Origin of the sequence: Cohaesibacter haloalkalitolerans (assembly GCF_003574655.1) — a bacterium.
GTDB lineage: Bacteria > Pseudomonadota > Alphaproteobacteria > Rhizobiales > Cohaesibacteraceae > Cohaesibacter > Cohaesibacter haloalkalitolerans.
The window spans coordinates 562,934-575,883 of sequence record NZ_QNUM01000001.1; the positions used below are offsets into that span (position 1 = coordinate 562,934).

General features: G+C 59.0%; 12 protein-coding genes. 9 read left to right on the plus strand and 3 right to left on the minus strand.

Features of this window, described 5'->3' with window-relative positions:
- The first annotated feature begins 85 nt into the window (after positions 1–85).
- The 3 genes from DSL70_RS02510 to DSL70_RS02520 all read left to right on the plus strand — a co-directional run bounded on the left by DSL70_RS02510 (position 86) and on the right by DSL70_RS02520 (position 3,781).
- Positions 86–925, plus strand: coding sequence for a MurR/RpiR family transcriptional regulator (locus tag DSL70_RS02510; protein ID WP_119306287.1), 840 nt, complete (start codon positions 86–88; stop codon positions 923–925).
- Positions 926–929: 4 nt separating this feature from the next.
- On the plus strand, positions 930–2,243 hold the full coding sequence (locus DSL70_RS02515) for a glutamine synthetase family protein (protein ID WP_119306288.1): 1,314 nt from the start codon (positions 930–932) through the stop codon (positions 2,241–2,243).
- Between the two features lie 206 nt (positions 2,244–2,449).
- Positions 2,450–3,781, plus strand: a complete 1,332-nt coding sequence (locus DSL70_RS02520) for an aspartate aminotransferase family protein (RefSeq protein WP_119306289.1) — start codon at positions 2,450–2,452, stop codon at positions 3,779–3,781.
- A gap of 85 nt (positions 3,782–3,866) precedes the next feature.
- On the opposite strand, the gene DSL70_RS02525 is transcribed toward DSL70_RS02520, so the two are convergent.
- From DSL70_RS02525 to DSL70_RS02535, 3 genes are all read right to left on the minus strand, one after another.
- On the minus strand, positions 3,867–5,339 hold the full coding sequence (locus DSL70_RS02525) for a sodium:solute symporter family protein (RefSeq protein WP_119306290.1): 1,473 nt from the start codon (positions 5,337–5,339) through the stop codon (positions 3,867–3,869).
- Positions 5,336–5,521, minus strand: coding sequence for a hypothetical protein (locus DSL70_RS02530; protein WP_119306291.1), 186 nt, complete (start codon positions 5,519–5,521; stop codon positions 5,336–5,338). The genes DSL70_RS02525 and DSL70_RS02530 overlap by 4 nt, the downstream gene beginning before the upstream one ends.
- Before the next feature lie 535 nt (positions 5,522–6,056).
- Entirely contained in the window at positions 6,057–7,094 is a 1,038-nt protein-coding gene (locus DSL70_RS02535; RefSeq protein ID WP_245418071.1) for a DMT family transporter, read from the minus strand.
- Positions 7,095–7,250: 156 nt separating this feature from the next.
- On the opposite strand from DSL70_RS02535, the gene DSL70_RS02540 reads away from it, so the two are divergent.
- The 6 genes from DSL70_RS02540 to sbcD all read left to right on the plus strand — a co-directional run bounded on the left by DSL70_RS02540 (position 7,251) and on the right by sbcD (position 12,948).
- The gene (locus DSL70_RS02540) at positions 7,251–7,508 is read left to right on the plus strand and encodes a hypothetical protein (RefSeq protein WP_119306292.1); all 258 of its coding nucleotides are present in this window, start codon (positions 7,251–7,253) and stop codon (positions 7,506–7,508) included.
- 191 nt (positions 7,509–7,699) lie between these two features.
- Entirely contained in the window at positions 7,700–8,695 is a 996-nt protein-coding gene (locus tag DSL70_RS02545) for a sialic acid TRAP transporter substrate-binding protein SiaP (RefSeq protein WP_119306293.1), read from the plus strand.
- Between the two features lie 201 nt (positions 8,696–8,896).
- On the plus strand, positions 8,897–9,406 hold the full coding sequence (locus DSL70_RS02550; RefSeq protein ID WP_162916291.1) for a TRAP transporter small permease: 510 nt from the start codon (positions 8,897–8,899) through the stop codon (positions 9,404–9,406).
- Entirely contained in the window at positions 9,406–10,695 is a 1,290-nt protein-coding gene (locus tag DSL70_RS02555; RefSeq protein ID WP_119306295.1) for a TRAP transporter large permease, read from the plus strand. Before DSL70_RS02550 ends, DSL70_RS02555 begins: the two co-directional genes overlap by 1 nt.
- 200 nt (positions 10,696–10,895) lie before the next feature.
- Positions 10,896–11,546 (plus strand): GntR family transcriptional regulator, encoded by a 651-nt coding sequence (locus DSL70_RS02560; protein ID WP_119306296.1) that lies wholly within the window; start codon positions 10,896–10,898, stop codon positions 11,544–11,546.
- A gap of 181 nt (positions 11,547–11,727) precedes the next feature.
- A complete protein-coding gene (sbcD, locus tag DSL70_RS02565) occupies positions 11,728–12,948 on the plus strand; it encodes an exonuclease subunit SbcD (RefSeq protein ID WP_119306297.1) in 1,221 nt (406 codons plus the stop codon).
- The last annotated feature ends 2 nt before the right edge of the window (positions 12,949–12,950 follow it).

Genomic DNA, 12,950 nt, shown 5'->3' on the forward strand with positions numbered 1-12,950 from the left:
TGAAAGCGGATTTTCAATGTCAACAAAAAAAATACATTTGACAATTTAATTTCATTCTTCAATATGGATCGAAAGGGAGAAATATATGACCGTTCGTGATCAGATCGAGGCGCATTCAACCGACTTTACAGCCACGGAAAGACGCCTGAGCACAACACTTCTGCTCGACTATCCGTTCGCCGGACTAGAGCCGATCCAGACGCTGGCCGAGCGGGCCAAGACGTCGGCTCCGAGTATCTCGCGCTTCGTTTCGAAAATCGGCTTTCAGAGTTTTCAGGACTTCCAGCGCCATCTGATCGATGAGCTCAAGCAGATCCAGACCTCGCCGGTGGAACGCAAGTCGATGAGCAAGCCGGTCGACGGGGCTTACATGTCCAGCTTCCTCGATCGTGTGTCGGATATTCTGGAGGAATCGACGCAGGCGATCTCGGAAGCGCAGTTCGAGCGGATTTGTCAGATGCTGTCGGATCCGAAACGGTCGCTCTATTTCATTGGCGGTCGTATGAGTGACACGCTGATGCAGTATATGTCGCGCCATCTGCGCCAGATCCGCCAGAAGGTCTATCATCTGCCGTCCGACCCCGAGATGTGGCCGGAGTATCTGTTGCGGATGAAGGCCAAGGATATTCTGGTGATCGCCGATTTCCGCCGCTATCAGTCCAATCTCAACCATCTTGCCCGCAAGGCTGCCGAAGAGCGCAAGGCGCAGGTTGTACTGATGACCGACCAATGGATGTCGCCGGTTTCGCGCCATGCCTCGGAAATTCTCGCTGTGCCCATCAATACCAACACCTTGTGGGACAGCTACTCCGGCGCATTTGCCGTGATTGAAGCAACCCTGACCAATATTGCCGATTCCCACTGGGAGACAACCAAGCAACGCATCGAGCATTGGGATTCGATGCGATTAGACTTTGGAGAATAATAAAGTGATCACCAATCCCCTCGTTTTCGTCATCACGTCCGACATTGCGGGCAAGTCCCGCGGCAAGTCCTTCCCGCTCAAGGAAATGGAAAAGCGCCTCAAGCGCGGTGTCGGCTGGACGCCAACCAACGTCCAGATCACCTGTTTCGATGCCATCGCCGAAAGTCCCTTCGGCTCTCTTGGCGACCTGCTGCTGATCCCCGACGCCGATTCCAAGGTCAAACTTGACTTTGAAGATGGCGGCCCGGTCGAGCGCTTCATGATTGGTGATGTCACCGATCTTGATGGCCAGCCATGGAACTGCTGCACCCGCTCCATCCTGAAGGGTGCTCTGGAAGGCCTCAAGGATGCCGGCGGTGTCGAACTAATCGCCGCCTTCGAGCATGAATTCCAGTTTCGCGCCGGTCTGGCACCAAAGGGCGAGCCCTACGGCCTCAATGGGTTTACCCGTCGTCGCCAGTTTGGCGAGACCCTGATGGCGGCGCTGGAACAGGCCGGGCTTCATCCGGACACCTTCATGAAGGAATACGGGCCGGATCAGTATGAAGTGACCATCGGCCCGAGCCAGAATCACCGCGCCGCTGACGAATCCCTGATCTTGCGGGAAGTGACCCGGATGACGGCGGCCCGTTATGGTGAGACCGTGACCTTCACCCCCATTCAGGACCCGGCGTCGGTGGGTAACGGGGTTCATATCCATATGAGTTTTGTGACCGAGAAGGGCGACCCTGCCACCTATGACGCGGAAGGTCTGGCTGGCATGTCGCCGGTGACCGGTGCCTTCATCGCCGGTGTGTTGAAATATCTCGACAGCATTGTTGCCTTTACCGCGCCATCGGAGATTTCCTATCTGCGCCTGACGCCGCATCGCTGGAGCGCTGCTTACAACAACCTCGGCTTCCGCGACCGTGAGGCCTCTATCCGCATCTGCCCGGTGACCTCGACCGATCCGGAAAGCATTGCGCGCCAATATAACTTCGAATTCCGCGCCGCCGACTGTGCAGCTTCGCCGCACCTTGCCCTTGCGGCGATCATCTTCGCCGGAACGCAGGGCATCAAGGACAAGCTGCCGATGCCGAAGGTGACCGAAGAGGATCTGTCCTTGCTCGACGAGGCAGCGCTTTCCGAGCGTGGCTATGTGCGCCTGCCGCAAACTCTGGAAGCGGCCCTTGAGCGGCTTGACGCCAACGAGACCGTTCGCAGCTGGTTCCCGGCAGAGTTTGTCGACGTCTATCTGGCCCACAAGAAGGGCGAGCTGGCCTGTCTTGAGGGCATGGATACGGCGGCTCGCTGCGCCGCCTATGCCGCCGTCTACTAGGGCCACTTTCAAGGCCGAAAATTTTCACTATGCGCTGTCAGGCCCGGTCTGTACCCAGTCTGTACCCAGTCTGGCAGCGCGCACCCTGCACATTTCCGCATCGGGCGCTCCCTCCTCTTGCCCGGATGCCGCTTTTTCCAATTCATTTCCTGAATTTCCTGCGCTCAGACCCTCGCGTCTTCCCACTGAACAACAGGAGTTGCCAAATGACGATTTCCCCGCAAGCCCAAGCTCTTCTTGATCGTGATGCCAAGGCCGTTGCCGGCATCGAAAAATTGCGTTTTTTCCCCATTGCCATTGAAAAGGGCAAGGGCTCGTGGCTCACCGAGGTTGGTGGCCGCAAGCTGCTGGACCTGTCCTCGACCTGGACGGCCTGTGGCCTTGGCCATGGGCACCCCAAGATCATCGAGGCGATGGTCAGGGCCGCCCAGTCGCCTGCTGGTGCTGGCGGGTTGTCTGCTGTCCACCCGGACAGCGTTGGATTTGCCGAGGATCTGCTGGCCTTCACGCCCGGTGAGGGCGAGCGTCGGGTCTATTTCGGTCATTCCGGCACCGATGCCAATGACGTCGTCTTTCGCGCAGCCCGTCAGGCCACCGGCAAGAAACGGATCGTGACCTTCAAGCTGGGCTATCACGGCGGGCTCGGCGTTGCCATGAAGGTGTCGGATGTTCATATCGCCGCCGGGGCGGAGGCCGACCCGGACCTGTTTCTGGCGACCTACCCCAATCCCTTCCGGCCGCATGTTGCGGGCGATGATCCGATCGCAGCAAGTGTTGCTGCCTCGATTGCCGAGATCGACCGGGAACTCGCAAAGGGCGATGTCTGCTGCCTGATGGCCGAACCGATCCTTTCCGATGGTGGCATGATCATTCCGCCGAAGGGCTTCCTGACTGCCCTGCAGGCCACCTGCAGGAAGCATGGAGTGCTGCTGGCCGTTGACGAGGTGAAAATGGGCCTTGGCCGTGCCGGTGTGATGCATGCCTTTCAGCTGGACGGGATCGTTCCTGATATCGTCACCTTCGGCAAGCTGATCGGCGGCGGGTTGCCGCTGTCGGCTGCCGTTGCGCCTGCCTGGGTCATCGACGGGCCTGCGGCTTCTGCGCTGCTGACCACGGCGGGCAATCCGATCTGCACCGCCGTCGGGCGTCAGGTCATGCGCACCCTCGTCGAGGAAGACATTCCGCAACGCTCCGCCCGCGCAGGCAAGCGCTTTGTCAGTGGCTTGAAAGAGCTGATGAAGGACAGTCCCGTCATCGGCGACGTGCGGGCCGAAGGGCTGGCCATCGGTCTGGAACTGGTGACCGACAAGGAGAGCAACACGCCGGACAGGGCGCTGGCGACCAAGGTCGTCTACCGGGCCTTCGAGCTTGGTGCAGTGGTTCACTATGTCGGGGGCAATGTGCTGGAGATCACGCCGCCGCTGATCATCAATGACGAGGAGATCGACCTTGCGGTTGACATCCTTGGCAAGGCGATTGCCGATGCTGCCGCGGGCAAGGTTTCCGATGAGGCTGTCGCCCCCTATGCCGGTTGGTAAGGGACTTTCTCCGGACTGATATCAAATGCAACAAGGGGCAGATCGTCTGACTGCCCCTTCTTTGTATCGCCAATAGGCGTTGTTGCTATTTGGTCATTCTGGCGAGCTCGTCGCTGATGTCGTCAACGAAGATCCGTGCCATTTTCTCATGCCGTACGGTCACGAGGCTGACCAGCACGAAGACCAGAGCGGAAACCGGCAGACCGAGAATGCCCGCGTTGAGACCGAACAGGTTGTTGCCAGTCATATACATGACGATGACGAACAATCCGCCGACGATGATGCTGGAGAGCGCACCTGCGGCCGTTCCCCGCTTCCAGAAGAAGGCCCCGATGATCGCCGGGACCATCACCACCAGCCCCGATGAGGCGGCAACCGACAGGATCGAGATCAGGCTCAGCTTGAGGGAGGCGAAGGCCAGAGCGACCAGCGAAATGACCGGGATCACGAAGCGGCCGATCTTGAGCTGGGCCGCGTCGTTGGTCTCGGTGCTGAAGCTGCCATAGACGTCGCGGGCGAGCATCGAGGACAGCGTGAGCAGGATCGAGTCGATGGTCGAGATGGCAGCGGCAAGGATGCCGATCATCACGACGATTGCCAGCACCGGCGGCAGGAAGTCGGCCCCCAGAAGGGCGGCGCTCGCCATGTCGGCGTTCGGCAGATCCGGGAAGGCTTCAAAAGCCGAGAAGCCCCACAGAACCGCGACGATCGTGTAGATGAGGCCAAAGCAGAGGAACAGGATCAGCATCCGCCTTAGGGCCGAGAGGGACTTGGGCATGAACAGCCGCTGGCTGACCTGCGGGTTGGAAATGGAAAAGAAGAACCACGGAATGGTCAGTCCGAGCATTGTCTTGAAGCTGAAGAGACCCGGCCCGGGGACCTGAAGCATTTCCGGCTTGGCCGCAGCGATCTTGTCGAACATGGTGAAGAAGCCGCCAAGCTTGTCGATCACCACGACGGTCACCAGCACCGAAGCGGAGATCATCAGCAGGGCCTGCAGGCTGTCGGTCCACATCACCGAGCGGATCCCGGCGACGTAGGACAGGACGATGGCCAGAAGCGTGGCGATGACCAGCCCGACCGGGAAGGAGATGGCGCCATCGCTCATGCCCGAGAGCAGATAGCCGATACCAGCCAGCTGAACTGCGGAGTAGGGCACCAGGAACAGGCAGCTGGCAATGGCCACGACCATCGCCAGAATGCGCGAGTCGTAGCGCGTTCCGAGCATTTCCGAGGGGGTGACAAAGCCGAATTTCTTGCCGACGAGCCAGAAGCGGGGGCCGAAGATGGCGACAAGCGAGACACCGGCGAAATAGACGATTTCAAAGCCCAGTGCCCCGACGCCGCCCTTGTAGGTGAGGCCTGCAAGCCCGACCATCATGAAGGCCGAATAGGTCGTGGCAGAGTAGCTGAGGGCGGAAATCACGCCGCCCAGTTTGCGTCCTCCGACAAAATAGTCGGCCATATCGGTGGATTCGCCCCTGCGGGACAGATAGGCAACCGCGCAGGCGATGATGATATAGATGACGATACCGGTCCAGATAAGTGTCGTGCTCACTGATCATCTCCCTTGAAGCCTGCAGTTGCCGTGATGTTCAGAAGGATGAGGACCACAGCGGCGCAGATCCAGAACAGGAAGCTGCCATACCAGGTGGCAACATCGTGAAGGAGCAGATAGGGCACGGCATAAAGCGCCACGATGATAAGGCCGATCAGCCAGAGTGAGGTTTTTCGAGACACAAAGTGTACTCCGCTATTTGGAAGTCTATCGGTTTTCGCTCATGGTGGGGCCACATGACCGCTTGCGATGGTTCATGCTTGGGAAATGACCATTCAGAACAGTTTTCAGTTGGGTGAAAAAATGTCTCCAGCGGGGCTGGATGATGATTGATCTGGTTTCTTTTTGTCTTGCCTGCGCAATGCAGTCTATGTCTGGCTCCGGAAGGTGGCCTATCATTTCCCGGATTGCTGAATGATGTCAATCATCTTGATGGGCACAGGCACCGTTTCGGCACCCAAAATGCGGTAAAATTCCCATTTTTGAATGAACGTGTGTTGGCAACACGGTGTTCGCATTTTGGAAGGCGCTTCAGAACCCGGGTGAGATGGCTGCATGGCACACTCAGTGGTTGCCGGTAGCCCGAAGAACACGACAGTGTCTTGTCTGTACCTTGGTCGGAGAGGGAAAGATCCGGGCCTTCCGTTGGGTCCGGATCGGGATTCTTTGGGCAAGGGCCGGAGCCCTTGCTGCTGTCAGTAACATATGGTTTGGACATTACGACTTGGATGGTGTCGAGGCGCGGCGGGACTTCGTCCGGTCCAGACCGAGAGCGTGCTCGCGGAAGATGACGAAGATACCGGCACAGATCACCACGACAGCACCGATCAGAACCTGTGGTAGTGGCACATCCGCAAACAGCAGATAGCCGAAGAGCACGGCCCAGATCATGCTGGTATAGTCGAATGGGGCAATCGTCGAGGCGTCGGCGTAGCGATAGCTCTGGGTCATCAGGATCTGGCCAATGCCGCCGGAAATGCCGACGATGAATAGCAGCATCAGGCTCTTCATGTCCGGCATGACCCAGGCCCAGTCAGTCCATATAAAGCCGACGGGGATCGAGAACAGGGCGAGCACGGTGCCTGCGCCATGGAACCAGACGACGATGGTCGATGTCCGTTCTGTTTCGCAAAGCTTACGCACGAAAATCATCGCAAGGCCGCCCAGAAAGGCAGAGGTTGCTGCGCACATGGAGCCGATGAAGGCGTTGCTGTCCATCTCGCCGGAACCCATGTGGGGCGACAGGATGATGATGATGCCGATAAAGCCGACCCCGACCGCGCTCCAGCGATAGATCCGGACTTTTTCCTTGAGGATGAAGAAGGCCAGTATGATCACGAAGAGCGGTGAGGCAAAGCCGATGGCGGTGGCATCGGGAAGTGGCAGCATGGCATAGGCGGTGAATGAGAACATCATCGAGATGATGCCGATGCCCGACCGGCCCAGATGCCCCAATGGATGGTTGGTGCGGAAGGCAATGCCCAGTTCCCCTCTCAGGGTGACCATCAGCAGCACCGGCCACAGGCCGATGAAGTTGCGGGCAAAGACGATTTCGCCGATCGGCACCGTTTCCGAGGCGATCTTCAGGGTGACGGTCATGATGCTGAATACCAGTGTCGAGGCCAGCTTGAGGCCGATGCCCAGCACCGGTGCAGCAACCGTCATCGACTGTTCGGCGTTGTCGGACTCGGACTTGTCATGATCGGCAGGCTTTGCAGCACCGCTGGTCTCCGGTTTGTTCTTTGCGAGCGTCATCGCCCTGCTCCTCAAGTTCGATTCGGCCAATCGCCGGTCAGCCCTCCGAGTGGCCCTGTTGGCAGGAAAACCGGGACGGCCTGGCCATGGGGCCGAAGGACAACGAATCATGCTGATCTTCCGGTGAGAAGATCAAGGTGTCTTATTGACCATGTCATGAAGGGATACATCAAGGGCGATTTTATCCGGGATCGGATCGCCCTGGCTGGCTTGTTTACTGGTTTTTCCCCTGCCAACCTGATTGGCGCGATTAATACCCGGCTTGGTGGCAGTTTCAAGGCACGCCTGCCGACATTCCGCATCTGTCGGCAAAGTTGCTGGGGAAAGGTCGTTTTCCCCAAGCCGTTGTCTTATCCCTTTTCTGTGTTTCTCGGGCCTGTCGGTGGCATTGTTGCCCGCTCCCGTCGAGATTGAAACGTTGCAATACTGGCCTTAATGCGAAATGACATATCAGTTGTAGATCAGTGATGCTTTTATTCTTGAACGAGTGATTTGATCAGGTCTATAGTGACCAGATCGGCTCGTGGAGGAAAAGCGGGTCGTGTCCATATGCGCGGTCGCGCCATGCGATTGCGGCTAGAGGTAGTTAGTTCTGGGAGGAAATAATGAAGCCCTCGATTTTTTCGCCCGCCAGCCTTGTGGCTGCTGCGGCAATGACGCTGTGCGTCTCTGCAACCATGCCTGCATATGCGGCCGATGTGACCATCCGTTGGGGTGACGTCGTTGGCGGATCGCATCCTCAGGTGATGATGATCGACAAGGTTGCTGACATCGTTTCCAAGAAGAGTGACGGCCGGATCGAGATCCAGTCCTTCCCTGGCGGTCAGCTCGGTGGTTCCCGTGACATGATCGAGGCTGTCAGCTCCGGCGTGCAGCAGATGGTCACCGAAGGGGCCGCCAACTTCGGCCAGTGGGTGCCATGGATTTCTGTCGTTGAAGCGCCTTTCATCTGGAAGACGCCCGAGCAGATGATTTCCGTTCTCAATGGCGAAATGCTTGACGAGATCAATGCCCAGCTTGCACCGGCCGGCATGCATGCCATTTCCGCGCTCTACTACGGCACCCGCCACCTGACCACCAGCAACAAGGAAATCAAGACTGTTGCCGACATGGCCGGGTTCAAGGTTCGTGTGCCGCAGAATGACGTGTTTGTGGCCATGGCCAAGGCATGGGGCGCCAAGCCGACGCCGATCAACTTCAATGAGCTCTATCTTGCCCTGCAGCAGGGTCTGGTCGATGGCCAGGAAAACCCGCTGCCGACCATCAAGTCGGGCAAGCTGAACGAAGTGCAGAAATACATCATTCTGACCGGCCATATCCGCACACCGCGCATGGTTGTCGTCAACAATGACTTCTGGATGGGCCTCAGCGAAGAAGACCGCACCATCATCACCGATGCGGTCAAGGAAGCCAGCACCTGGGCCAACGCAGAGATCATGAAGCAGGAAGACAGCCTGATCAGCGAATTCAAGGCTGGTGGCGTCACCGTGATCGAGCCGGATGTCGAGAGCTTCCGCAAGGCCACCGTGGATGCAGTTCCGCCGCTGTTCACCAAGGTCTGGGGCGAAGGCACCTACGAAAAACTCCAGAACATGGAGTAATCCTGTTCCTTTCCGGGTCGGGCGTCCTGTTGGCCGCCCGACCATCTCCAAGACAGCGCCGGAATTTTGGTCCCGTCATGCCCAGTCATGCCAAGGGATGCGCCATCCGGTCGAAAAATGTTGCATGTTCCGCAGGCGACCCAGTCTGTCGTCCCCGCCGGTCTGATGCTGCCGGATATGCCCGGATCCGAGGAGGCCATCTTGTTTTCTCTCCGCCGTCTCGTCGATGCCATTTTCAAGGTTCTCAGCGGTTTTGCCATCGTGCTGTTCACCTTGTTGTTCGTGGTCGTCATGACGCAGATCATTCTCCGCTATCTCTTCAACGCTCCACTCGTATGGAGTGATGAATTTGCCCAGTATGCCTTCATCTGGCTGTGTTTCATCGGCTGGCTGATGGCCAGTCGCAACAACCAGCATATCGTTATCACCACCGTGATCGGGAAGGTGCCGGAAAGCAGCCGCAAGGTGATGCTGCTGTTGATCGAAATTGCGGCGATCGTCTTCTCCTGTGTCATGCTCTACGAAGGCTATGCCATCACCTTGCGCAATGTCACGGTGAGCACGGCGAGCCTGTTCTTCCCCTTTGCCGTGGTCTACGCCATCGTGCCGGTTTTTGCTGTCGTGGCCATTCTGGTTTCGCTGGTCAAGATCGTTGACCTGTTTGCGCCCGAAGCTGTCGAGGCTTCTTCCGAAAGCGGGGAGGTTCGCTGATGACTGAAACCATGTTCATGATCCTGCCGATCTGGTTCATTGCCATCATCGTCGGTGTTCCGCTCTATCTGGCCATCAGTCTGGCTGGTACCGCCTTCATCGTGATCAACGGCATTCCGGCGCTTGCCGTGCCGCAGAAGATCGTCATGGCAGCCAACTCCTTCCCGCTGCTGGCTGCGCCCTTCTTCATCCTGATGGGCAACGTGATGAACTATTCCGGCGTCACGACCCGCCTGTTCCGCTTTGTCTCGGTCATTTCGAGCTGGATGCGGGGCGGGCTTGCCCATGCCAACATCATCGCAAGCGTGGTTTTCGCCGGTATGAGCGGTTCTGCCGTGGCTGACGCTGGCGGGCTAGGTTCGCTTGAAATCAAGGCGATGAAGGATGCCGGCTACAAGTCGGATCTGGCGGTTGCCGTTACCGCTGCTTCGGCCACCATCGGGCCGATCCTGCCGCCTAGTCTGCCGATGGTGATCTATGGCGTGACGGCGGAAGCCTCGATCGGGTCGCTGTTCGTGGGGGCCATCGTGCCGGGCCTGTTGATGGCGCTGGCGCTGATGGTGACGGTTCGGGCGATTGCCAAACGTCACAACCTGCCGCGGGACAAGTTCCCCGGGCTGTGTGAAGTTGGTCGGGCCTTCTGTGATGCCTTCTTTGCCCTGATGACTCCGGTTATCCTGCTTGGTGGCATCATGTCGGGCATCTTCACACCAACCGAAGCGGCGGTCGTTGCCGCTGCCTATGCGCTGGTGGTCGGTGGCTTCGTTTATCGCGATTTCAGCCTTTCCGATCTGCCTCAGGTCATTCTCAGCACGGTCCAGACCACCGGTCTGGTGATGGCGCTGGTGATGACTGCCGGTCTGCTCGGTTGGGCGCTTTCGGTTGCCCGCATTCCCTTCATGGTCGGCTCGCTGCTGGCGGATGTGTCGCATAATCCGTTGATCTTCCTGTTGATCGTCAACGTATCGCTGTTGATCGTCGGGCTGTTCATGGAAGCCATTGCGGCGATGCTGATCCTCATTCCGATCTTTGTGCCGGTGGCGATGGCCAATGGCATCGATCCGACCCAGTTCGGGGTGCTGTTCGTGCTCAACCTGATGATCGGTACGATCACGCCGCCAGTGGGTGTCGTGCTGTTCCTGACGGCCTCGATTGCCGACGTGCCACCTGAGCGGGCCATTCGGGCGGTGATCCCGTTCCTGATCCCGCTGATCGTGGTGCTGGCGGCTGTCACCTGCATTCCGAGCCTCACGACCTGGCTGCCCCACCTGCTCGGGCTGGGCGGCTAGGCTGTTCACTCTGTCGCCAGACCCTTGCACCGCTCGCTGCCGTGCTTTGGTCTGGCGGCGCATGATGCGCCCTCCTGCCGGGATTGACCCGGCTGTCGCGAATGGATAACTAGACACTTAATGACCCAATGATGTTGGGCCTTCATGCTCCTCTGCTCAGAAATTGAACTGGTGCGTCAGGGTCCCGGAACAAGCAGACCATGAAGCTCAGTGACAAAGCCTACGAGAAATTCAAGCAGCATCTGATGATGGGCGACCTGAAACCCGGCCAGTTCATTTCGCAACGCGAGCTGGTGACCTTGACCGGCGTGCCGCTTGCGCCTGTGCGGGAAGCCCTGTTGCGGCTGGAGCTGGAAGGGGTCGTCCAGATTGCTCCCCAGCGCGGCATCCAGATCGTCGAGGTGAGCCTGCGGTTCATCAAGGACACCTACCAGCTGCGGATGATGATCGAGAAGGAAGCGGCCGCCAAATTCGCGGGCAACGCCAGCGATGCCATGATCAGCCGGCTGCGCGAGGTCCACCGGACGGTGATTGCCCGCGTTGAGGAAGAAGGCACCAGCGACGGGCTTCTGAAGGACGCGCAGGGCATCGACGACAGCCTGCACGACACCATCGTGTCTGCGCTCGGCAACGAGCTGGTCGACTGGCTCTATGCCATGAACAATCAGCGCATCCAGCTGATCCGCCTGTCCCATGGCCATCTGACGCTGATCACGCCGGGCACCTTCCGGCAGGTGATGATCGAACATATGGCCATTATCGAGGCGTTGGAAAGCCATGATCCGGTTGCCGCTGCCGCTGCCATCGAGAAGCATCTGACGGCGGCGCTGCACCGGGCGCTGGGGCTCTGATCGGCTCAGGTCTCCGGGGCCATCGTGTCCGGGCTGTCTGTCTGATGATTTGTTGTGCCTTGCATGTTGGTGCATCTTCCTTCATGCCTGCAACGACTGGGCCTCGTTGCCCCATGCGTGCTAGAAGGGCAAGGGGCATGCATTTCAACAAGGCAATCAACCGGGACGGGAGGCACTGGCCGTGCGCATCATCCATACAGCAGACTGGCATCTGGGACATAGCCTCAACGGCTGGTCGCGGGAGCTGGAGCATGAGGTCTTTTTCTCCCGCCTTGCCGATCTGATCGATGAGCAACAGGCAGACCTTCTGGTCGTTGCCGGTGACGTGTTCGACAGCAGCAATCCCTCGGGGGAGACGCAGGAGCTGTTCTATCGCACGCTTGCCCGCTTCAAGCAGCGGCGGCCGGGGCTTGTCACCGTGATCAGCGGCGGCAATCATGATCCCGCATTGCGGCTCGAAGCGCCGTCTCCGGTGCTCAAGGCGCTTGACGTGCATGTGGTCGGGACAGTGAAACGGCGAGACGGTGAGATTGATATATCCCGTCTGCTGGTGCCGGTAACGGCTTCGGGGGAAGTGGCGCTGTATGTGCTGGCCATTCCCTTCCTTCGGGCGTCTGACCTTACAGGGCTTTCCTTTGGCGATACGGACGAGCAGTCGCCGGTGGTGCGCTCGGCCAGAGCCTTTTTCGAGGAAGTGACCGGGAAAGCCCAAGCGGTTGCCGGTGACGTGCCGATTCTTGCAACGGCGCATCTTCATTGTGCCGGTGGGCTGGAGAGTGAGGGGGCCGAGCGTCGGATCCTGATCGGCGGGTCCCATGCCTTGCCGGTCAATGTCTTCCCCGACAGCTTGGCTTATGTCGCGCTTGGCCATCTGCACGGGCAACAGACGCTCGGCGACGGACGGGTTCGCTATTCGGGCTCCTGCTTTCCGCTGTCGGCATCCGAGATCAACCATGCCCATGGGGTAACGTTGATCGAGGTTACTGACGGGCAGGCGCGCCATCGCCATATCGCCATTGATCACCCTGCGCCCGTGCTGCGCATCCCGCGGTCTGGGCAGATTGCCCTTGACGATCTCGCGGCACATCTTGACGCCATAGAGGTGGATGGTGATGGTCCGATGGGGTTGCGGCCGATTGTCTATGTCGAGCTTGAAGCGACCGATGCGGCGGCTGTGTTGATGAGCGATGCGGCGAAGATGGTCTCTGAGCGCGGCTTGCGGCTTGGCGGCGTGCGCGTCCACCGAAAGACACCGGCGGCCCGCACGGGTGGACAGCCGATGGTTTCGCTGCGCCAGACAACTCCGGAGCAGCTGTTTGTCGACGCCTACAGCGCCAAGAATGACATCGCGCCGGAAGAGCGGCACCTGTCGGCCTTTCGCGACATTCTGGTGGAGGGGTGATC